We start from the raw sequence: 20,634 nt of genomic DNA, 5'->3' as shown, positions 1-20,634 counted from the left end.
GTAAAAGTAATGGCTGTGAAAGAAATGAATGCAAAAGAAATGACAACAAAGGTGTTGAACAAAGAGGATTTATTTATCTTTGACGTACGAAATGTGGCTGACTTTAATGATTGGAAGATAGAGGGGGAGAACTTCCAATACTTAAACATCCCGTATTTTGAGTTGATTGATGGTGTTGAAGACATTATGGATCAACTTCCAAAAGACAAAGAAATCGTTGTTGTATGTGCAAAAGAGGGTTCTTCAAAAATGGTGGCCGATATGCTCTCAGAAGAAGGGCTGGATGTAGCATACTTCAAAGGTGGAATGAAAGCGTGGAGTGAGCACTTGCATAAAACAAAGGTGTATGAAGATAAGGATATCTCTGTATACCAATTTGTACGTGTAGGTAAAGGATGCTTATCTTATATGGTTGTATCTGAAGACGAAGCACTTATCGTGGATCCTGCAAGATTCGTGGATGAATATATTGAAGCGGCAAAAGAAGAAGGTGCAACGATTACGCATATTGTAGATTCTCACTTGCATGCGGATCATATTTCAGGTGGTAAGGAGTTAGCAGATGCTACAGGTGGCTCATACTATCTGATGAAGAGTGAAGGAGCCGTATTCGACTTTAAACCATTCGAAGAACATGAAAGAATTGAATTTAAAAATATCGAATTAGAAGTGCTAGCTGTTAAAACTCCTGGTCATACCCCAGGCAGTGTGTCCTTCTTTGTGAATAAGAAACTTTTGTTCTCTGGAGATACAATCTTTGTAAGTGGCCTAGGACGCCCTGATCTAGGAAACAAAGTTCGCGAATGGGCGAATGACTTATATAACACGGTTTATAATAAAGTATCTGAAATTGCGGATGATGTTATTGTATTACCTGCCCACTATGCAGACTTTGATGGAGAGATGAATGAAGAGGGTTTTATCGGGGATACGTTAGGAAACATCCGTGAACGAAATGAAAAAATGTTTACAGCATCTAGAGAAGATTTTTTAAATGATGTTGAAAAGTCAGCCAGTTCAGTAAAGCCACCAAACTTCGAAGAAATTGTTATGATTAACCGTGGTATGGAAGAGGTTGATTATGGGCGTAAACAAGAACTTGAAATTGGTCCGAACCGTTGTGCGGTACACCATACGGATTAATAAATGGAAAAAAAGAGTGAAGGGAAATCGAACTGAGTTTCCTTCACTCTTTTGTCCTGGATATAAAAATTGATAAGGGGGATCATTTTATTAATTATAGCTGGAAACAGTTGTAAAAAAGTCTGGTTTCTGGAATAATTTTTCATATAGATTATATGAAAAGGAGCTGGTAATAATATGGATTCAAATGACTTGAATAAGTTTGGATTATCAGGACTTTATATAGGTATTCCTTTAGCTATTTTTCCTGGCGTCTTAAATCTACCTCCATATCTTACTTATACGTTGATCCCTGTTGGTGTGATTTTATGCATGTTGGGGACAGGAGCTGCTTTTACAAAAATACAAAGAGAAAAAAGCAGGGGGTAAGGAGATGAGGAAAAACTTAAAGCTCGCTTGGATCGCCTCATGGTTTGCTCTTGTGGGACAGCTGTTATATTTTTTTGGTGTCTCGATTTTTACTGGAGAATGGCGGTATGTCATGTGGAGTTTAATGGTTAGTGTGATTGTGGGTATTCCATCTATGATAAGGACATGGCAGACTCACAAGAAAAGGGATTTGAACAAAGGAGAAAAAACTACATAAGCTAAGTGTAATAAAGGTCACTTCTGATTAGTGACCTTTATATATTTTGGAATGAAATAGATTTAAGTGAAGAAAAACTCTTTTGAATGGCCTACTGTTTTTCAATCAACTCAAGTGATTCAGCAACTTGAATCATTTGTTGCTTTGTTACGTCTTTATCAGACTTGAATGAGTAGTAGCTTAGTTTGTAATGCGTAGTATTTTGTTCCCAAGCAAGAATTTGGGGCCCTTTTTCTGTGTACCATCCTTTTAGATCACTTATACTTACCTCTGAAAAATTCTCTTTACTAAAATTGACTTCACTCGTTGTTACAAAGAGCTCAATCATCTGCCCTTGTTTTCCAACATATTCAATAAAATGACCCGGTTGTCCTTTAGGTGTTGGTTTTACTTGAATAAGATCAAGTTTAAATGGTAATTGAGTAGGAAGCGCCGAGTTGAAGGTTTCATCTTCTATTTTATTTAGTACCTTGGTTACTTTGTAAGCCTGAACCTCAGAGCTTTGATTAGAACAACTTATGAGTAATGGTATGAATAGAAGAGTCGACAAAGTCTTCCGCATCATGAATCTCCCCCTCGTATAGATTGTTGTTAATGAATGGTAACAGCAATTCATAACAAGTTAAATAGTCCTCAAGATGCTTTTATTAGGGGAAATCATTAAAAAGAAACATGAAACTATACCTGTTGAGTAGATAAAAAAATGAATGAAAAGCACATTTATACTAAAAATAACAAAGTAACTCTTCATCAACGAGGTGTCATATTGAATAAATCTAAAGAAAAAAGTCGTCGTACACTTGCTCATCTTAGTATTTTTGGTACTACTCAAATTCACTTGAGAAACCCTTACATTATTGCAATGTGGTCTGTAGCTTTTCCTGGTTATGGGCATTTGCTTCTATCAAAATACATTAGAGGGTTTGCTTTAGTTGGTTGGGAGCTTTTTATTAATCAAAGTACACAGTTAAACTTAGCTATGGTGTATTCCTTTATGGGAGATATTGATGCAGCGAAAGAAGTGTTAAATGTACGGTATATGCTAATGTATATTCCGGTCTACTTGTTTGCAATATGGGATAGTTATCGAACAACAGTTGATATGAATAAGATTTATTTAATAAATGAAAAGGAACAACCTTCTGTTAGTGCATTAACCGTTAAACCGTTTGAGATCAACTACCTTGATAAGCGAAGCCCTCTAATAGCTACTTTATGGTCCATGACCATCCCTAGCGTTGGACAACTCTATATCCATAGGGTTTTTGGAGCCATTTTTACGCTTGTTACGGCCGTTGTTTTTATCCATTATTCACATTTCCTTGAAGGGCTTCATTATTTAGTTTTAGGTGATATAGAGAGATCAACGGAAGTATTAGACAAGCAATGGCTTATGTATCTTCCTTCGTTTTATTTCTTTACGATATATGATTCTTACATGAATACAGTTGAAAATAATAAGCTTTATGTATCTGAACAAAAGAATTACTTGAAAAGTAAGTATCAACCCAGCACATTTGAATTTAAGAAAGGGATTAAGGTGAATTAACATGCAAGTATTTGCCACATTTGATCATTCTCCGTATATTGAATTAGCGATAACTCAGCTTGAACAAAAAGGGATTAAGGATATATTTGCTGTACCTTTGGATAACCAAACAGAAGATCCAAAATTGTTTGATACCATCCACCGTTCAGATGGGACTTCCCTTATCAACAAAGGATTATTTCTTGCTGTGATCTTCTCCGTTATCGGAGCCAGTAGAGGATTTGTGCTAGAGTGGGGCCCAATCTATTGGGGATTAATTGGAGCAGGATCAGGCTTTATAATTGGTTTTATAGTAGATGTTGTATGGAAAATATTACAAAGGAATGGCAAAGTGAAATTAAAAGGGAAAAAGTCAGAAGTGATCCTTATTATTGATTGTAAGGAAAGTGAAGGGAAAGAAGTCGAAAAGCTTTTGTGGGAGAACTTAGCATTAGGGGTAGCAAAAGTAAATAGGGAACATTAGTGGTACTAGAATAGAACTAATATCCCCTTTCTACATATCTTTTTTATTAATGAAAGCGTGTATCTTATTGAAGAATAGAATGTTTAGAACCATAACGATTACATATAAAAAATAGGAATAATAGATGTTCCATTTTTTATACTGAAATAAATGAAAAGCTTCAATAGAAATCCATTCAAGAAGTGTTAAGACTCCAGCAAAAACCAAAGGATACCATGCTTGTGGTTTCCTGTAAGCATAGTATTGCATAGCAATGATTATGGTGGGGGGATAGACAAAAATTTGCAAGATAATGTCAGCAATTTCTGCTTTAGGTTTATCTACAGTATCATATAAGTCTAAAGGAGGTTCTGCTAAAAAGGCTTCTCCCACCACTGCTAAGTACGCATTTAAAAGAAACAGAGAAAGGTACTCTGTCGATCGTATTGGCTTGTACCGTTTTTGTACATATAAACATATCCAAGTGACTAATGTGGCGATCACAATAATATAGGTTTCATTTTCATCAAACCTTTTGGGGAGAATTGGATTTAAAATTCGAATCAAATCATTCATTTAATAATGTTATCCTTTCGTAGGATCTTGGTTAATTGGTTCATGAAGAAGATGGTCATGATTATAATAAACATTCCAAACGTCATATCAAGTGAAGGGTACCAACTATGGCTCTTTGATTCTAAAACCCCAATCTGAAGAAATATTTTTTCGATTGTAATGCTAAACATGATCCAGCCAAACAAAGCTGTTACCTTCCCTATCTCATTCGTATTTGATTTGAATATATACATAGTCCATAGAAGTGTTATAGGAAGCACGATACCAAAGTGCATCTTAGCGGTTAAATCTTGCCACCATTCTGGTACAATTCCTAAACGATCATATGAAAAAAGTTTATAAAAGGTCAGTTGACACATAATGGATGAAAAAATAAATAGCAAAAACAATTCAAAGGGATGGAATTGCTTTTTACATAATTTAAGTGAAGTCAATAATAGAATCGAAATGAAAAATATTATCAAGCATGCGAGTTTTACTATGATGTTCACCTCTTTTACAAATAAATATAGGACATAGGCTCTCATTTATACTATTTCACAGCTAGGGAAATTCATACTTTTTTAATGGAAAAAAGTGCATTCCTTAATAGGGAAATTCAAAATAAGTAAGAACGCTCAGAATCAATCTGAGCGTTTTCTATCCATTATACATTCAGGGGTGGATATGGACCGGAGTACCAATAGGTATCGTTCGTGCTAGTTCCTCAACATCTCTGTTGTACATCCTTATACACCCTTTTGAAACAGCCTTTCCGATTGATGAAGGGTTGTTGGTGCCATGAATCCCGTAATGTTCTTTTGATAGTGACATCCACATCGTTCCGAATGGGCCACCAGGGTTTGGTGCCTTGTTGATAATAATGTAATCACCGGTAGGAGTACCGCTCAACATTCGTCCAACAGCTATTGGGTAGCGTTTGACCGTTGTGTTGTTTTTCCTTTGTAAGGTTAATGTACGTTTGTTGAGAGAAACGAGTATTTTGTATGGTTGTGTTTCTACATCAGGGAATCCGGGGATATTGATAACTTGACCAGGATAAATGAGGTTTGGATTGGGGATTTGATTGGCTCCTAACAAACTTGAGACCGAAATGCGATAATCCTGAGCAATTTGTGATAAGGTTTCTCCCTTTTTTATAGTATGTTTCATGTTCATCCTCCAGATTAGGTTGATACCTTAGTTTATTCAAATTTGAGAATCATGTGTGGATCGCCCGATTTTTGCCAAGGTATCAACTGTATCAAGCTATGAATGCTAGGTTGCACCGATGATAAGGTGAAGAAATATAGTAATTGACAATAAAAGCTAGTTCGATTATGATTAAGATAACAAATGAATCGTTTTCTCCTAAAGGGGAGTAGCTTTTACAGCAAAGTCGTCATTTCGGAGTTTCTATACTCTCGGCTTTGTTGGCAACGTACCGTTGTTAGCAAGACCTTTACCTATGTGGGTAAAGGTCTTTTTATGTCGATAGACCTTTACCAAATGCGGTAAAGGTTTTTTTATTGCCCACATAACTGAGAAACGAACTTCAAGATTAGGGAGGAGTTTGAGTTATGGAATTCGCACTTTTAATGGAGTACGGATGGGTATTATTACTTTTAATAGCATTGGAAGGTTTATTAGCTGCCGATAATGCGCTTGTTTTGGCCATTATGGTTAAGCACTTGCCAGAGGAGCAGCGTAAGAAGGCTTTATTTTATGGATTAGCTGGAGCCTTTGTGTTCCGTTTTGGTTCCTTATTTGCGATCTCATTCTTAGTGGATGTATGGCAGGTTCAAGCGATCGGAGCGGCATACCTGTTGTTTATTGCGATTAATCACATCGCTCGTAAAAAGCTTGGGAAAGAAAAGGACACAGATCAAAAAGAAGAAAAGCCTAAAGGGTTCTGGACTACTGTTTTCAAAGTAGAATTAGCAGATATTGCATTTGCCGTGGATTCGATTCTAGCAGCAGTGGCGTTAGCGGTAACACTTCCCAACACAGACCTTCCACAAATTGGTGGACTAGATGGCGGTAAGTTCCTTGTGATCTTTGCTGGTGGATTGATTGGCCTCATTGTTATGCGATTCGCAGCAAATATGTTCGTGAAGTTACTACAATCAAGACCAGGCCTGGAAGTGGCAGCTTTCCTTATTGTAGGTTGGGTTGGTGTGAAACTTGCTGTTTATACACTATCACACCCAGAATTAGCCGTTTTATCAGAAGGCTTCGCAAAATCTCCAGCTTGGAAAATCACATTCTATGTGGTACTGATTTTAATCGCTCTAGGTGGCTGGTTCTTTTCCAAGGATAAAAGTGAATCAGTTGAAGGTGAAGTTTATAGTGAAAATGGATACTAGAAAAAAGATCGACAGTCTTAATTGAGCTGTCGATCTTTTTCATAATGAAACAAAAAAGCAAGCGTACCTGCTTGCTGTCTAATGATATGTACTAACACTGATTTGCCCTTTATGATCCACGGTTGCGAGTAATATATTTTGAGTAGCAATGCTTTTCATCTCAGGTTGGCTGAATAACCATTGCTCATTTTTACCGAGAAGCTCAAGCTCGTTGTAATTAATTTTTCCTTCTTTAATAATAATCCTAGGAAGATCAAAAGGTTGAGTAGGAATCCCCATATCAGAAGGTGTGAGAGGTTGGTACTTGGGCTCAACAAATATGGAAATGGTGCCGCCTGGTTCCCATAATGCGAGCGCCACTTTTTGAATGTCCTCGACTTTTTCTTTTCTTAGCTCTGTTAACAAACTCTCCACTGTAATTCGAGCTTTTTTTATATTTCGGTAATAAATCGTTCCCTTCTCAATGAGGGTGATGGGCGGTGGATCGAAAAGCTTTTTTAAAGGGGACCATCGTAAACTTAAGAATATACCCAACAGATAAAGTACCGTTAAAACACTCATGGTTACCATGGATCCTGTTAATCCTAGCCCTTCATCTGATAGGGGGTGGGCCATAATGTTTCCGAGTAATAATGCTATAACAAAATCCAAGAAACGAAGCTGGGAGATTGAACGTTGCCCCATAATTTTGGCGATAAACACTAAGAAGAAAAAGCCAACTACTGCACGCAATGCCCATTGTATAAGGGTGAGCGATTCTTGGCTTCTGAAGAACTCAAACAAATCCATCACTTCCTAATCGGATCCACTCTAAAGTTGAGCGTATTGATCTCATTTATCTTTCTCCAAGTCATGGGATTGTATGTATAGTTAGCGACATATGTAAAGGTCCTCTGGCTACAGAGGACCTTGCATTTATGTTCTATCATTTGGAACACGAATACTATCTAAGACAACATAACCAAATACAATCCCTGAGACCATAGTAAGGGTTGGATATCCAGTAGTTGATATATAAAATAAGAAAGGAAGATAAGGAGCTAATGGTGTAAAACTTAAGAGTAATTCTGAAGATATATATAAGCTAGGTATGCCAACGACAATTAATTTAGGCCAATCCACACCCCACTTAGTGGAAAGTCTTTGAATCCACAGATCGGGAAGCTTTAATAACATTCCCACTAGGATAGGGAAAATCGTTGTGAAAATCGCTCTTGGCATTATTTCGTAGGTGGTCTCAGCTTGTTTTGCTAAATAACTTTGGTATTCACTACCTTGATACAAAACAAAACCGATGACAACAGTCCATACCGCATAGTAAATAAAACGAGTCATAAGAATCTCCTTTCTATAATTAAAAGAGCACTTGAAAAGGTGTATGATCTTATATACGATTTCATGAACATTACGTTTCTAAAATTAAACAATTCCCATTTAAAGTTTCATATCTTATACTGTGTAGAAGAGAATTGAACTTGGGAAACGAGGTCTTACATATGAGTCAGCAAGAATATAAACTAGGCGTTCTTTATACAGCAGGAGCTTATGTGTTGTGGGGGATATTGCCTCTTTATTGGAAAATGGTTCAGGTTGTTCCAGCAGCCGAGATTTTAGCCCATCGTATTGTATGGTCATTTTTATTTATGATGCTCATCGTCTTTTTCACAAAGAACTGGTCGAAATTTAAGGCAGAGTGTAAGGATATTGTTAAACATAAAAAGAAATTAATAGGCATTACACTCGCTTCGATTATGATCAGTATCAATTGGGTTACTTATATTTGGGGTGTAAACTCTGATCACGTCGTTGAAGCAAGTTTGGGATATTATATAAATCCGCTCGTGAGTATCGTGCTTGGAATGATTGTATTGAAAGAAAAGTTGACGAAGGTTCAGTATATTTCCTTTTTCCTAGCCGCTTTAGGAGTTGGGAATCTTATTTATCATTTTCATCAGGTACCATGGGTAGCAATCTTCTTAGCCTTAAGCTTTGGAATGTACGGATTGTTGAAGAAAACGGTAAAACTAAGTGCGATGTTTGGTTTAACGATTGAGACGATGATCGTAACGCCTATCGCTTTATTATTCTTGGCGAATACACATTGGGGTGGAGGCGGATCGCTTACCATTTCTCCGCTAGTCACGTGGCTATTAATTGGAGCAGGGGTAATGACGGCTATCCCCCTACTATTATTTGCGAGTGGTGCCCAACGCGTACCGTTATCGATGGTAGGTTTTTTACAGTACATCGCGCCGACAATCATGCTCCTGTTTGGCGTTTTCTTGTACGATGAGCCATTTACAAATGTTCATTTGGTTTCCTTTACATTGATATGGACAGCACTTTTACTTTATACAATCAGTAAAACACGGTTGATGTCAGCTCGGTTCGCTACAAGTACGAAGGTTAGAGGTTAATCACTTTAGGATAAAGGTCCAATCTATTTTTAGGTTGGACCTCTTTTTATGGTGAAAAGAGATTAATTCCGACTTTAATTCTCCATCTGGATATTTATGTTAAAATGGACTGAGCTAATAAAAAGCAACTAATAGCTGGGCGGAGCATTTAGAGAATCGAGAGGAGTAATAGTTAGTGAAGTTCATTGATGACTTAGCAGGTGCTATTTATGACTTTTTAAGATTTATCTTAAGGTCTATTAGTTACATACTTACAGGAATGATTATAGTTGCAATTCCCATGTATGTTTTTGTTTATTTTTTTGAGAAGTTGCAATAAGTTATTATATAATATTTATTTTTATCGAAGGCTGCGTTTAATGGGAGGGTGTCTCTTATGTTTAATAGAGAAAAACAGCTATTGAAGTGGGGAGAAACACGCAAAATGGGAAAATGGAAGTACGTTTTTTTGTATGGGGTCTTTATGGGGGGGACATTTTATTTTATCTTTTCTATATTACTAAATACCATATTTAATACATATTATTCATTATTAGTATTGTTGATAGAGGCTGTTCCTTTTGGGATTATTTTAGGAATAGCTACTTGGATTATGAGTGAAAGAAAATATAAAAAATACCGACTACTTAATAAGTAAATGATATTGTATTGTTTGTAACTTCTCATCTGGCCAATCGTCTAAAAAACGAAAGGTGGGAGGTCAAGATGAAGGTAAACGGATTTGTGAAATATATAAGTTTGTTTATAACGATGATGTTTTTGGTTTTAAGTTCCTTTTCTAACACGAGCTACGCTTGTTCTTGTGCTGAACCAGGCACACCTAAAGAAGAGTTGGAAAAAAGTGATGCAATTTTTTCGGGGAAAGTTATTAACATGCATGATGCCAAAAAGAATGATTCAATTAAGTCCTCTGGAGATCCAATTGCAGTGCTTTTGGAAGTGGATCGATCCTGGAAAGGGGTAGATGAAACCCAGGTTATTGTTTATACAGCTAGAGCCTCTGCTACTTGTGGGTATGAATTTAACTTAAATGAAGAGTATCTCGTTTATGCCCGTGAAGTGAAAGGGGAGCTAAAAGTCAGTTACTGTTCCAGGACCGAAAATTTGTTACAAGCAAGTGAGGATGTAATTGCATTAGGGGGAGAAAACATAGAACTTGAGGAAGTATCATTAGAATTCCCTCCTGAAAATTATATTATTTTACGGTTATTAGTTATAACAGGTATAACCGTTAGTATCGTTATTATTTTTAAACGGTTGATACGTAAAATGAGAAACCGATCGTAATCATTGGAAGGTGTTTTGATTGAAAAAAACATTTTTATTAGGACTACTAATCTTATTGTTGTCTGCTATTATCGCTATATTTAACGTAGACTTATTCCTTAAAGTTACACTCATCATAAGCGGTGGATCAATTATCATTTCCGGGTTGTTTCTTCGAGTTTTTAAGGGTGGTAAAAACTACGATATAAATATCGATCCGAACCAAGATCGAGGAGATAGAAGGTTAGGCTTAAAGATAGCTTCTTTTGGTCTTCCTTTTATAATAACGGCGATTACGCTGTTGCTGATCTTCTATTAAATGATCATTAAAAAATGCTCAAAAACCAATTTGAGCATTTTTACAATCTATTAAGCCACAAAAAACAAATAAACAAATATAATCCCTAAGTCAGCTAAAACATGACTGACAATCCCACCAATAATCGTGTTCCACTTTTGCCTCATATAACTCCAGAATAATCCGGCTAGGAAAACAGGGATCACAGAAAATACATTCCATGGCCACTCGAACATAGGGATAACTGATAAAAGATGATAGAGACTGTAAAACGTTGTCGTCAGTAAGAAAACAACATATGTATTAAATCGCGATGATAACTTTTGATGCATAAACCCACGCCAATAAAGCTCTTCTAAAATTGGATTGATCACCACAAGAATCAGAATGAGCCAAAGTACAATGTTACCGGTAAATCCCCACTCCTTGAGTAGAACCAGTAAATCATCGACATCTATCACATATCTTTGTAACCAAGCCAGCCCTCCAAATATTGAGATAAATGCAATGATCCCACTCCAAATACCTACTTTCAAAGATTGAGAGTTTTGCTTAAATCCCATATATGAAGTGGCTGAACAGAATGTTTCATTCTTTTTCAACGTTCGTTCCAAAAAAGGAACACAAAGCAGCCATCCATAAAATAGCGTGAATGTTAGAGGGACACTACTCATGACCTGGAGTCCCAGAAAAATCATAAGTGTTGGCCCAAATAGTAATAAGGTTATATACATGTCCCATCCTCCGATTTGTCTATAAAAGAAGCAGGTTTATTCCTTATCCATATTCTACCACTATTTATATCGGAAAAGCATAGGTGCTTTAATGAGTCTTTTGTATTCTTTTTTCTTTTTGCGTTGGTCATTGCTCTGAATAAATAAGTGGGAGAAGGCTTCCCACATGAATATCCAGCCGCCAACAGTAAGGCTTTCTAGGATGAAGTGTTGAAATAACTTCGGATCAATATCATTCTTTAAAAAGAAAGATGTAATCGTAAATGCAGCAGAAATCAGGATAAACAGAATAGCTTTTTTGTTACGTTCACGTAGCTGGCGTTTCGTTATGTACCAATAGTACTCAAAAAAGTTACTAATACCATTCGATATTGTCTCTTCTAACTTGGGGTCCTTCGTTTCTTTCCTGATATTAAAGCGTAAGGATATCTTTTTATTAATGTCAATATCTCGTGAGCACTCCTCAATAAAAGCTTTTAAACTGCTGTCAAGATCACGAATATTATAGACTGAAGAATCCCAGTTGTTAAAAATATCATCGTACTCTTGAATCGCAATTTCGATGATATAATCTCCTGACTCTTCGTCAACGGTATAAAATTGATCTAAATAATTTCTTCGCTTCATGATGAGCCACCTTTCTTCTTGTTATTATTTGTACCCAATTATCATAATCCTCAACACCTCGGGAAAACTAGACGCAACATTTACATGGAGGTGAAGAGCATGAAAACAACCGTTATAGGTGTCCTGATATGTACTTTCTTTTTTACTACAGCACAAGCAGATAACACACGCTCTTCACGTGATCATGCTATCCATAAATTATCACTTACCCAGAAGTCTTCAAAAATTACCGCGAGTCGATTCACGCAACCATTAACGACTTCGATAAAACTTGACGTGCCACTCATTCGCCAAATGCCGGAACTTCCAAGAGGATGTGAGGTCACGAGTCTTGCTATGATTCTCCAACATAATGGGATTCATGTAGGGAAAAATGAACTTGCCAAAAAGGTTAAACGCGATCCCACACCGTACCAAGTCAAAAATGGCCAAGTGAATTTCGGGAATCCTAATCGGGGCTTTGTAGGTGATATGTACAGTTTCCAAAAGCCAGGACTAGGTGTTTATCATAAGCCGATTCACCAGCTTGCTCAGGATTATGCCAAAGGACGAGCTCTAGACTTAACCGGGAAAAGTTTTAATGTGGTGTTGGAGCACGTTTCCAAAGGGATGCCTGTTTGGGTGATCCAAAATTCGAGCTTTGATCGTTTGTCTAAAAAGCATTGGACGAAGTGGCAAACCCAGGATGGCCCAGTTGATATTACGTATCATGAGCATTCAGTTGTCATAACAGGCTTTGATGAACACAACGTTTACATTAACGATCCACTCTCCGGTACAAAGCACCGTAAGTTAAATAAAAAGGCGTTTATCCGTGGGTGGGATCAAATGGGGCGTCAGGCGATTGTGATTCAGAAAGGGTAAAGGGGAGGGAAGCAAGTGGAATAGTTCTATAGAAGGAATGAACGAGAAAAGCGTTGTGTTATACTAGTCTGCAAATAGTGTTCGCAATATTAGGGCGGTCGGCTATATCCCCAAAAGAAAGGGGGTGTGGCCTATAGAACTTTACCATATCCTAATGATGTTGTTTTCAGCAGGTATGTTCCTTGTTGGTTTGTTAGGTTTTGTGGTGAAGCTTATTATCGAGTTAACGAAAGACCAAAATAAATAGACCCCCTAATATTGGCGTATCGGGCGAGGTCTATTTATTGCAATAGGCTGATCCCCTTGAGGGAACACTATTTTGGGCGATCGTAGTTGCTACGGTCGCTTTTTTATTGTATGATTCTTCTACTTCTATATTACCACCCTTGAACGAAATCGTCGAGTGGTCCTACTTCTACTGCAAAATCTTATCTGTAATGCTTTTCAAATAGGCTTCACATACCTGCTTTGTCGGATCATTCCGTTGAATGGTTTCATCCATTAGTTCTTCTTTTAGCTCCTCATAAAGCCCAACGATCGTGAGTAGTGCAACTGCACAATCCTTTTCATTGTGAGCTGGAGCAGAAGCGACGAGTCGCTCGTAATATTCGCCAGCTTGTTTTTCCAAGTGACGAGTCCCATTTGGTTTATATCCGTTTTTGATTTTTACCATAGGTCCAATTATACGATCCATGAAAAAGTGAATGGTTCCCAAGAGCTCAAAAATTTCTCCACGACCTAGTTTAACAGCGCAATAATGAATCCATGGCCAAAAGCGGTCTTCGATGTATTGATAATCTGGATAAGGGAATGAAGCTTTTGTTTGCTCGATTACTTGTGAAAGAGTGTTGTCTCGTTCCCACAAAATCGCAGGGTCCTCAATGCGATCTGAGAGTTCGTCTGGTGTAATAAACTTATAATCGACATGAAGTAAGGGATCGTTATATAGACATACAAGTAAACGTGGTTCTCCTACATGCTCTCCAGTAAAGGAAGATAAGAGCTCACCAAACTCATCAGCAAAAGAATCACGGTTGGTCATGACCTCTTCTTTGTAATGAGGATCATACACGATCACAAAATCCAAATCTGAATATTCATCCATGTTTCCGAAGACCCAAGATCCTCCCATAGCTACGCCAACGATACGTGGGTCTTGTTTCGTTTTTTCAATAACGTTGTCGACAAATGATTGATGTATGGGTAAAGCGGTCATTCTCCCATCCCCCTATTCGAAAAGTTTATTTCTAAACCTTATCATAGAAAGAGGAAAGCGACTAGCAGGGATTTCCATATTTAATGAAGAAAAGGTTTAAAGTGGAGACATGGCGGATAATGAACAACTTAAGCTTATATTGAGGTGAAGGTATGAAAGATGTCATTTTGTTTTTAGCCAAAATTGTAGATACATTTCATGATCTGTTTTTATATTTATCTGAGACCTTCGGGTTAGGGTTAACCGATAAAGAACTTCATTTTTGGATTGTTGGGTTCTTTGGATTTTTAAGTTTCCTCTTGGTACATATCGCTTTTCGAGTTCTTTCCAAATGGAGTATAACAGCGATTTCGTTTATATATACATTTACGATGGTTCTTGTATTTGTGTTTGCTTTGGAAATTCAACAGGGGATCACAGGAAGTGGGAATATGGAGTTTGATGATGCAGCGATTGGTGTTGTTGGATTCTTTGTATTCTTTGGTGTGTATCTACTGATTCGAGGAATCACGTTTGGTATTAAAAGACTCCATTATAGAAAAAAGCATTCTGTTGATACATAAGACAATTCCGTTGGGCTTGGGAAGTGAGGCTCAGCGGTTTTTTATTCTTAATTCCATTTTATGTGTGATCTCGTCTTAATAAGGGTATTTCAATTGTATTACAACTTATGACTTTTTGATGATACACATAAGGACGAAGGTTTGATAAACTATTGTGAACGATATTTGTGTACATTAAAACAATAGTTGGAATAGGATAAACCATACTCCCTTTCGAGACAGGAGGATACATGATGACAATGAAACCATACGTTTTAACACAAACGGAATATGTGAACAACGAAGAGCTTAACTATCCCTTTGAAGAGCGAGGCTTACAATTCGGGGATGGTGTGTACGAGGTTGTCCGAATTTATGATGGTGAATATTACTTAATGGATGAACATGTTGAGCGACTGTATCGTTCAGCTGAAGCTATAAAGATAGAGGTGCCATTTGAAAAGGCAGAGCTGTATCAAAAGCTGAATCAATTGTTAGAGATGAATCAAGTGACTGGCGATGCAAAAATGTATCTTCAAATAACACGTGGCTCTGCTCCTAGAGATCACGTTTTTCCTGAAGGTGTTGTTGCGAATCTCTACGCTTATGTGAAAGACGTACCACGTAAACTAGAACCGATGCGTGAAGGGGTTTCAGTTATTACGCATCCTGATATTCGTTGGGAACTATGCTATATCAAGAGCTTGAATCTGTTGCCAAATGTCATGGCGAAGCAAGAAGCAAAAGAGCAAGGAAGTTTCGAAGCGATCTTACACAAAGAAGGGAAAGTAACGGAGTGTAGTTCTGCGAATGCTTATTTAGTTAAGGATGGCACCATTTATACGCACCCTGCGACGAAGAATATCTTGCATGGTTGTGTCCGCATGCGTATTGAGGAATTTTGTCAAAAGCTTGATATTCCGTTTAAGGAAATTCCTTTCACCCTTGAGCACATTCAAGAAGCGGATGAAATGTTCTTATCAAGTAGTACAGCAGAGGTTATGCCCATTACACAAGTGGATGGCGAGTTTATCGCTGATGGAGAACCAGGTGTGATAACTCGTCTGCTGCAACAAGCATATGAACAAGATGCTGGAATTCCAGAATATCGATCTATTTTTGAAACGGTCGTGCGTCCAGGACTTGAAGAGTACAAACCACATGCTGATGCGAATTAATCCAAACCCCACTAGGCTATTTTATTAGCTTGGTGGGGTTTTTCGATCAAAAACCTCTTGTTAATTTCCTGAAAATCCCTCAAAATCTAATATTATGAATGGAAAAGGAAAGGGAGAGAGTATGAAACGGGTTTTGTTTTTATTTATGTTTTTAATATTGTTCATAGCTGGGTGTAATCAAAAAATTAGTTCAAGTCCTGTACTAGTGGATCTGCAGGAAATTGATGAAGCTATCGAGGATTATGTGAAAGATACCTATGAAGATGATGACTTTGTTTCCACGGTTATTGAAGAAGAGAAAGAGGAGCCGAGATACTTTTGCTCGTATATGACTACGGGGTATGAAACGAACTCTAATAAATTACAAGTAGATGTGTACGGAGGTGTGCTCTGCCATCATACTACTGAGGATTCTAAATATGGAAAACAAGTTTTTGTAAGTCCAATCATGTTTACGTTAGATCTTCGTGCTACTTTAGGCTACGATGTTATCAGCCATAAGATCCCGACTGAGGAGGAGCCTTGGGAGGATTTTGCTCCTGAAAAGTACTTGTTTGATAGGGGAAGTTTAGATAGTAGATTAGGACACCTTGTCTATGAAAAGGCAAATGAATTCTACGACAGATAAACAGAGATAATAAAAGAAAAAAGAAGGTGAAATAGGTGAGAGATCATATCCTTCATCATATCGATCAAATTGAAAAACAGCATGACGTAAAGGTGTTATATGCTTGTGATGCAGGCAGTCGAGCATACGGATTACATGCACCTGGTAGTGATTATGATGTTCGATTTATCTATATACATAAACCAGATTGGTATTTATCGATTGATCAGCAGAGAGATGTGATCGAATTACCTGTAGATGATCTTCTAGATATGAACGGATGGGATCTGCAAAAAGCACTGAAGCTTTTCCGGAAATCCAATCCACCGTTGTTTGAGTGGCTGCAATCAGAACTTGTCTACCTATCTGACTCATTCTTCGTCAAATCGATAAAAGAATTAGAGGCTGAGGTATTCTCACCAGTTCCAGTGCTATACCATTATTTCCACATGGCGAAAGGGAACGTGAAGGATTATCTCATGCAAGATGTGGTCAAAGTGAAAAAGTATCTCCACGTATTGCGTCCGATCTTGATGTGTAAATGGATTGAGACCTATAAAGAGGCACCCCCTATTCATTTTGATAAACTTTTGAATGATTTGTCTCTAAATTCAGATGTAAAACAGGCTCTTCAACATTTAAAGGATATAAAAAAGAGTCCAGATGGGCAGGAGTATGTTACTCGTAGTCCTGTATTGCATGATTTTATTGAAAGAGAAGTGGAGCATCTCGAAAGATACATTCAAGCACAAGATACAACGAAAAAGGAGATCACACCTCAGCTAAATCAGCTCTTCCTAGAGAACCTTCAACATACTTGGGGGAAGTTTCTTTAAAAAACTCCTTTACCTTAACGTAACGTTAAGCTGTACGATTAGAACATAGTAAAGGGGGATATGATTTTGAAAATTAAAGAAGCTGCTAGTCGATTAAATACAACACCACGTACGATTCGGTTTTATGAAGAGAAAGGGTTAATTCAACCAGAAAAAGGGGAGAACGATTACCGATATTACAATGAAGCGGATCTATGGAAACTCCAGACCATCTTGGCATTACGTGAAGTCGGCATGTCGACCTCTAAAATTAAAACGACACTTCAAGACGAAAATGAGGTTCGTAAATACTTAAACATGCAACGTTCTGCTCTATATGAGGAGTGGCTCGAGATTAAGGATATGATCTCTACATTGGACCAGATGTTAGAGCAGCCATCGTTTTCTCAGAAAGATATTTTTACATTGTCCAATCATTTAAAGGATGTGAAGCAGAAGCGGAAGAGCTGGGAAGACCAGTGGAATTTTGATAGCCAGGCAAAGGATTATGATAAGAGCCTGAAGAGGAGCGGATTCCGTTTTAATGTACATGAATTTTATGAGGAGGCATTAGGATCCGCTGTAGGGTTTGTGAAGCCTGTTGAAGGAGAGACGGGGCTAGATATTGGAATTGGCACGGGAAACCTTGCTGAAAAGTGTTTTGAGTCAGGTGCATCTATGATCGGTGTCGACCAGTCAGAAGAGATGCTGAAGGTTTGCGGAGAAAAGCATCCCACAATCGATACACGTCATGGGCACTTTTTGGCGCTTCCACTAATGGATAAGCAAGTTGATTTCATTGTATCTAGCTATGCACTCCACCACCTCACTGATGAAGAAAAATTGCTTGCTCTTCAGGAGATGGATCGTGTACTAAATGATAATGGGCGCATTGCCATTGCGGATTTGATGTTTGAAGATGAGGAACAAAAAGAAGCGGTGATGGATCAGTTTGAAGAGGAAGGGAATACGGAAGCGATATTTGCTATTCGTGATGAGTATTATGGATTGCGGTCCCAACTAAGTGGATGGTTTGAGCAGCATGGTTATCGAGTGGAAGTGAAGCGGCTAAGTGATATTTTGCATGTGGTATATGCTGTGAAGGTGTGAGTGCTTGTAGAGTACGTCTAAGCCATAAAACATACTCCAAAATCTCCCTAAAATATTAAAAATCTCATCAAGAAGGTGAAAGCTCCCTCCGATAAGAGAGAACTTTCACCTTTTAGCTTCTAATAGCTCGATCACTTCTTGATCAGGCCCCTCGAAGAATACAGTTTTCCAACCATTCCCCACTACAATAGGACCTTCTTTAGGGAAGAGACCCTTCTGCTTGAGCTCAATCATTACATTATCTAAATGGTCTACCTGTAAACACAAATGATTCTCCGTCTGCAGAGGTTGTGATTCATTTGCAAACACTTCAAGCCTTACTTCTCCCTTCTCCAAAAAAAGAATAGATTCATCTCCCAAAGTAAACCGTGCGCCAGCCTCAAAACCAAAATACTCATTATAAAACTGATAGGAACGCTCTAAATCCTTGACATGAATCCCTACATGATGAAACTTCATTACACATGTTTCTCCTGCAAAATTAGGTTCATGTCTCCAAACTCATGCCAAAGGTAACCTTTTCGTAATGCATCCTGATAGGCATTCATCAGGATGTCCTTCTCCACAAAGGATGTAAGCATATCGAGGTGACTAGCTTCTGGTTCGTGGAATCCTGTGAGTAAGCCGTCTATAGAGCGCACTTGATACCCAGGGCCAACATACAGCCGGGTTATTCCATTGTGAGGAGTGACTAAACCATCATTATTCACACAAGATTCCATCGCTCGAACCACAGTAGTGCCTGTTGCGATGACGCGGCCACCATTTTTTCTAGTCTGGTTCACTAGATGTGCAGTTTCCTCGGGAACGTGAAATTCTTCAGGGTGTGCTTCGGGGTTTGGCCATCGATTTCGTTCGTAATAACTTAATCCGGTATGCAGTTGAACATAGCCAATTTGGACACCCATCTTCTTAAGTTTTTTTAACAATCTCCATGAGAAAGCTCGGCCCGCAGAGGGCATTTCGACTGAACCTGGGACAGATGCATAAACGGTTTGGTACATCTCAAGCGGCCAAGGAGCATCAATATACTCATACCGAATAGGTGTGGCGAAACGATAAATAAAATCGAATAAATCTGTCCCTTCTAATGAAAAAGAAAGAACAACAAGGGGAGGTTCACTCCCCAGTCCAGACACAGTAGCTTCTACGCCACTTTTTTGAAAACAAATAGGCGTGTTTGTTTGAATAAGGTCTCCAATGAGCAAGGCTTCCCACTCATGAGAGGAGACTTTGCGTGAAAGTCGAACTTCAATGTCATGATGTCCTTGTTTTGCTTTTAAAACAGGTGGGATGGTGCGGCTGTTGTTAAGAATCAGCGTATCACCTTCACGAAAGTACCGTTCCAAATTAGAAAAGTGATCATGAGTAATTTCCTGCCCATCAAGTACCATGAGTTTTACGTGATCTCGTGCTCCAGTTCTGAGCTCAGCGGGAACAGAGGCATTTAAAGAGTCTGGTATGTCAAAAGAATACGGAACCCCCATTATGCATCACTCTTTTCTAGAGAGAATGAGGCAGCTTCAAAGCGTTCTCCGTTTACATGAATGGAATAATCGTCAGAGCTTAAATATACAAATACATCGACACGCTCACTTGGCTCTGCTAATTCATAATCACAGTCTGGAACAGCGGTGTCATGCATCTCAGTGTTCATTTCTCCTGGGTCGATCATATTCATTCGCACACCACTTCCATCGAGTTCATCTGCCCAAATTTGGGTAAGACCTTCAACCCCAAATTTTGAAATCCCGTAAGCTCCCCATTCACCGAAACCAGTATTGCCAGCTTCTGATGTAACATTGATAATTGAGCCTGCCTGACGAGCCAGCATTCCAGGTAGAACTCGTTTGGTAACGAGGAATGGGTTGGAGATATTCACATGAATGACATCTTCAAACTGCTGAAGTGGATAATCGGCAAGAAGACACGGTCCAGGACCAAATTTAGATGCACCATTAATCAACGTGTCAATGCGACCAAAGCGATCCTCCACTACGGATATAAAACGCTCAACATCATTCGGGTTTGAAACATCGGCAGATACAGCTATCACTTCAGCCCCAAGTGCTTCAGCTTCGTTTTTCGTTTCAAGTAAAGCTTTTTCACCTCTTGCACAAATTCCAAGCTTAGCTCCTCTTTTGGCAAAATCAAGTGTTAATGCCTTTCCTAACCCTTTTGAAGCTCCTGTAATTACAATAACTTTTTGATTCATACGTCATGCTCCTTTGCATTGTATTTTCAATCTGTAACTCTATTGTAGAAGGGATATGAGCAAAGGAAATCGGAGCTTGGAGTGAACTTTTAATCGTAGAAAAG

Annotated in this window: 27 protein-coding genes; 16 read left to right on the top strand and 11 right to left on the bottom strand. The window is 38.2% G+C overall.

The annotated features are described in order from the left end of the window. Positions 1–9: 9 nt before the first annotated feature. The 3 genes from H514_RS0121165 (at position 10) to H514_RS0121155 (ending at position 1,729) form a co-directional block, all read left to right on the top strand. On the top strand, positions 10–1,143 hold the full coding sequence (locus tag H514_RS0121165; protein ID WP_027448765.1) for an MBL fold metallo-hydrolase: 1,134 nt from the start codon (positions 10–12) through the stop codon (positions 1,141–1,143). Between the two features lie 177 nt (positions 1,144–1,320). Next, entirely contained in the window at positions 1,321–1,512 is a 192-nt protein-coding gene (locus tag H514_RS0121160) for a hypothetical protein (protein WP_027448764.1), read from the top strand. A gap of 4 nt (positions 1,513–1,516) precedes the next feature. After that, positions 1,517–1,729, top strand: coding sequence for a hypothetical protein (locus H514_RS0121155; protein ID WP_027448763.1), 213 nt, complete (start codon positions 1,517–1,519; stop codon positions 1,727–1,729). A 91-nt stretch (positions 1,730–1,820) separates the two neighbouring features. On the opposite strand, the gene H514_RS0121150 is transcribed toward H514_RS0121155, so the two are convergent. Next, complete coding sequence (locus H514_RS0121150; protein ID WP_027448762.1) at positions 1,821–2,294, bottom strand: hypothetical protein; 474 nt, start codon at positions 2,292–2,294, stop codon at positions 1,821–1,823. A gap of 198 nt (positions 2,295–2,492) precedes the next feature. Here H514_RS0121150 and H514_RS0121145 point away from each other — a divergent pair, with 198 nt between their 5' ends. Then, positions 2,493–3,278: a hypothetical protein gene (locus tag H514_RS0121145; RefSeq protein WP_027448761.1), complete on the top strand. Its 786-nt coding sequence runs from the start codon at positions 2,493–2,495 to the stop codon at positions 3,276–3,278. 1 nt (position 3,279) lies between these two features. Beyond that, complete coding sequence (locus H514_RS0121140) at positions 3,280–3,741, top strand: hypothetical protein (RefSeq protein WP_027448760.1); 462 nt, start codon at positions 3,280–3,282, stop codon at positions 3,739–3,741. Positions 3,742–3,771: 30 nt separating this feature from the next. On the opposite strand, the gene H514_RS0121135 is transcribed toward H514_RS0121140, so the two are convergent. After that, positions 3,772–4,296 carry a CBO0543 family protein gene (locus H514_RS0121135; protein WP_027448759.1) on the bottom strand — a complete coding sequence of 175 codons (525 nt, stop codon included), beginning with the start codon at positions 4,294–4,296 and terminating at the stop codon, positions 3,772–3,774. Positions 4,297–4,950: 654 nt separating this feature from the next. Then, complete coding sequence (locus H514_RS0121125) at positions 4,951–5,448, bottom strand: L,D-transpeptidase family protein (protein WP_027448757.1); 498 nt, start codon at positions 5,446–5,448, stop codon at positions 4,951–4,953. Positions 5,449–5,855: 407 nt separating this feature from the next. On the opposite strand from H514_RS0121125, the gene H514_RS0121120 reads away from it, so the two are divergent. Continuing rightward, complete coding sequence (locus H514_RS0121120; RefSeq protein WP_027448756.1) at positions 5,856–6,641, top strand: TerC family protein; 786 nt, start codon at positions 5,856–5,858, stop codon at positions 6,639–6,641. A 78-nt stretch (positions 6,642–6,719) separates the two neighbouring features. Here H514_RS0121120 and H514_RS0121115 read toward each other — a convergent pair whose 3' ends face one another. Together H514_RS0121115 and H514_RS0121110 are read right to left on the bottom strand one after the other, a co-directional pair. Continuing rightward, positions 6,720–7,424, bottom strand: a complete 705-nt coding sequence (locus H514_RS0121115) for a DUF421 domain-containing protein (protein ID WP_231566610.1) — start codon at positions 7,422–7,424, stop codon at positions 6,720–6,722. A gap of 132 nt (positions 7,425–7,556) precedes the next feature. Then, positions 7,557–7,976, bottom strand: coding sequence for a hypothetical protein (locus H514_RS0121110; protein ID WP_027448754.1), 420 nt, complete (start codon positions 7,974–7,976; stop codon positions 7,557–7,559). Positions 7,977–8,137: 161 nt separating this feature from the next. On the opposite strand from H514_RS0121110, the gene rarD reads away from it, so the two are divergent. The 3 genes from rarD to H514_RS0121090 all read left to right on the top strand — a co-directional run bounded on the left by rarD (position 8,138) and on the right by H514_RS0121090 (position 10,345). After that, entirely contained in the window at positions 8,138–9,058 is a 921-nt protein-coding gene (gene rarD, locus H514_RS0121105; RefSeq protein WP_027448753.1) for an EamA family transporter RarD, read from the top strand. Positions 9,059–9,434: 376 nt separating this feature from the next. Beyond that, positions 9,435–9,695: a hypothetical protein gene (locus H514_RS0121095; RefSeq protein ID WP_027448752.1), complete on the top strand. Its 261-nt coding sequence runs from the start codon at positions 9,435–9,437 to the stop codon at positions 9,693–9,695. Positions 9,696–9,763: 68 nt separating this feature from the next. Continuing rightward, positions 9,764–10,345, top strand: a complete 582-nt coding sequence (locus H514_RS0121090; RefSeq protein ID WP_027448751.1) for a hypothetical protein — start codon at positions 9,764–9,766, stop codon at positions 10,343–10,345. Positions 10,346–10,693: 348 nt separating this feature from the next. Here H514_RS0121090 and H514_RS0121080 read toward each other — a convergent pair whose 3' ends face one another. Together H514_RS0121080 and H514_RS0121075 are read right to left on the bottom strand one after the other, a co-directional pair. Next, positions 10,694–11,356: a CPBP family intramembrane glutamic endopeptidase gene (locus H514_RS0121080; protein ID WP_027448749.1), complete on the bottom strand. Its 663-nt coding sequence runs from the start codon at positions 11,354–11,356 to the stop codon at positions 10,694–10,696. 60 nt (positions 11,357–11,416) lie between these two features. Next, the gene (locus tag H514_RS0121075; protein WP_027448748.1) at positions 11,417–11,983 is read right to left on the bottom strand and encodes a hypothetical protein; all 567 of its coding nucleotides are present in this window, start codon (positions 11,981–11,983) and stop codon (positions 11,417–11,419) included. Positions 11,984–12,082: 99 nt separating this feature from the next. Here H514_RS0121075 and H514_RS0121070 point away from each other — a divergent pair, with 99 nt between their 5' ends. Next, positions 12,083–12,847, top strand: a complete 765-nt coding sequence (locus H514_RS0121070) for a C39 family peptidase (protein WP_027448747.1) — start codon at positions 12,083–12,085, stop codon at positions 12,845–12,847. A gap of 154 nt (positions 12,848–13,001) precedes the next feature. Then, positions 13,002–13,094 (top strand): putative holin-like toxin, encoded by a 93-nt coding sequence (locus H514_RS25460; protein ID WP_231566611.1) that lies wholly within the window; start codon positions 13,002–13,004, stop codon positions 13,092–13,094. A gap of 168 nt (positions 13,095–13,262) precedes the next feature. Here H514_RS25460 and H514_RS0121060 read toward each other — a convergent pair whose 3' ends face one another. Next, a complete protein-coding gene (locus H514_RS0121060) occupies positions 13,263–14,063 on the bottom strand; it encodes an aminoglycoside 6-adenylyltransferase (RefSeq protein WP_027448746.1) in 801 nt (266 codons plus the stop codon). 152 nt (positions 14,064–14,215) lie between these two features. Between H514_RS0121060 and H514_RS0121055 the strand changes: the two genes are divergently transcribed. The 5 genes from H514_RS0121055 (at position 14,216) to H514_RS0121035 (ending at position 18,315) form a co-directional block, all read left to right on the top strand. Next, positions 14,216–14,626: a hypothetical protein gene (locus H514_RS0121055; RefSeq protein WP_027448745.1), complete on the top strand. Its 411-nt coding sequence runs from the start codon at positions 14,216–14,218 to the stop codon at positions 14,624–14,626. A 233-nt stretch (positions 14,627–14,859) separates the two neighbouring features. After that, complete coding sequence (gene dat, locus H514_RS23685; protein WP_051255270.1) at positions 14,860–15,783, top strand: D-amino-acid transaminase; 924 nt, start codon at positions 14,860–14,862, stop codon at positions 15,781–15,783. Positions 15,784–15,904: 121 nt separating this feature from the next. Further along, positions 15,905–16,411 (top strand): hypothetical protein, encoded by a 507-nt coding sequence (locus tag H514_RS0121045; RefSeq protein WP_027448744.1) that lies wholly within the window; start codon positions 15,905–15,907, stop codon positions 16,409–16,411. A gap of 35 nt (positions 16,412–16,446) precedes the next feature. Next, on the top strand, positions 16,447–17,226 hold the full coding sequence (locus H514_RS0121040) for a nucleotidyltransferase domain-containing protein (protein WP_027448743.1): 780 nt from the start codon (positions 16,447–16,449) through the stop codon (positions 17,224–17,226). Positions 17,227–17,286: 60 nt separating this feature from the next. Next, positions 17,287–18,315 (top strand): MerR family transcriptional regulator, encoded by a 1,029-nt coding sequence (locus H514_RS0121035; RefSeq protein WP_081673114.1) that lies wholly within the window; start codon positions 17,287–17,289, stop codon positions 18,313–18,315. Positions 18,316–18,420: 105 nt separating this feature from the next. On the opposite strand, the gene H514_RS0121030 is transcribed toward H514_RS0121035, so the two are convergent. The 3 genes from H514_RS0121030 to H514_RS0121020 are packed head-to-tail and all read right to left on the bottom strand — an operon-like array spanning position 18,421 to position 20,530. Continuing rightward, complete coding sequence (locus H514_RS0121030) at positions 18,421–18,774, bottom strand: VOC family protein (protein WP_027448741.1); 354 nt, start codon at positions 18,772–18,774, stop codon at positions 18,421–18,423. Further along, on the bottom strand, positions 18,774–19,802 hold the full coding sequence (locus H514_RS0121025) for an S-adenosylmethionine:tRNA ribosyltransferase-isomerase (protein ID WP_027448740.1): 1,029 nt from the start codon (positions 19,800–19,802) through the stop codon (positions 18,774–18,776). Before H514_RS0121025 ends, H514_RS0121030 begins: the two co-directional genes overlap by 1 nt. Next, positions 19,802–20,530, bottom strand: a complete 729-nt coding sequence (locus H514_RS0121020) for an SDR family NAD(P)-dependent oxidoreductase (protein ID WP_027448739.1) — start codon at positions 20,528–20,530, stop codon at positions 19,802–19,804. The genes H514_RS0121025 and H514_RS0121020 overlap by 1 nt, the downstream gene beginning before the upstream one ends. Positions 20,531–20,634: the final 104 nt, after the last annotated feature.

This window comes from Pontibacillus marinus BH030004 = DSM 16465, from assembly GCF_000425225.1.
GTDB lineage: Bacteria > Bacillota > Bacilli > Bacillales > BH030062 > Pontibacillus > Pontibacillus marinus.
Note: the sequence above shows the minus strand (reverse complement) of the source record. Positions and strands in the feature narration are given on the sequence as shown.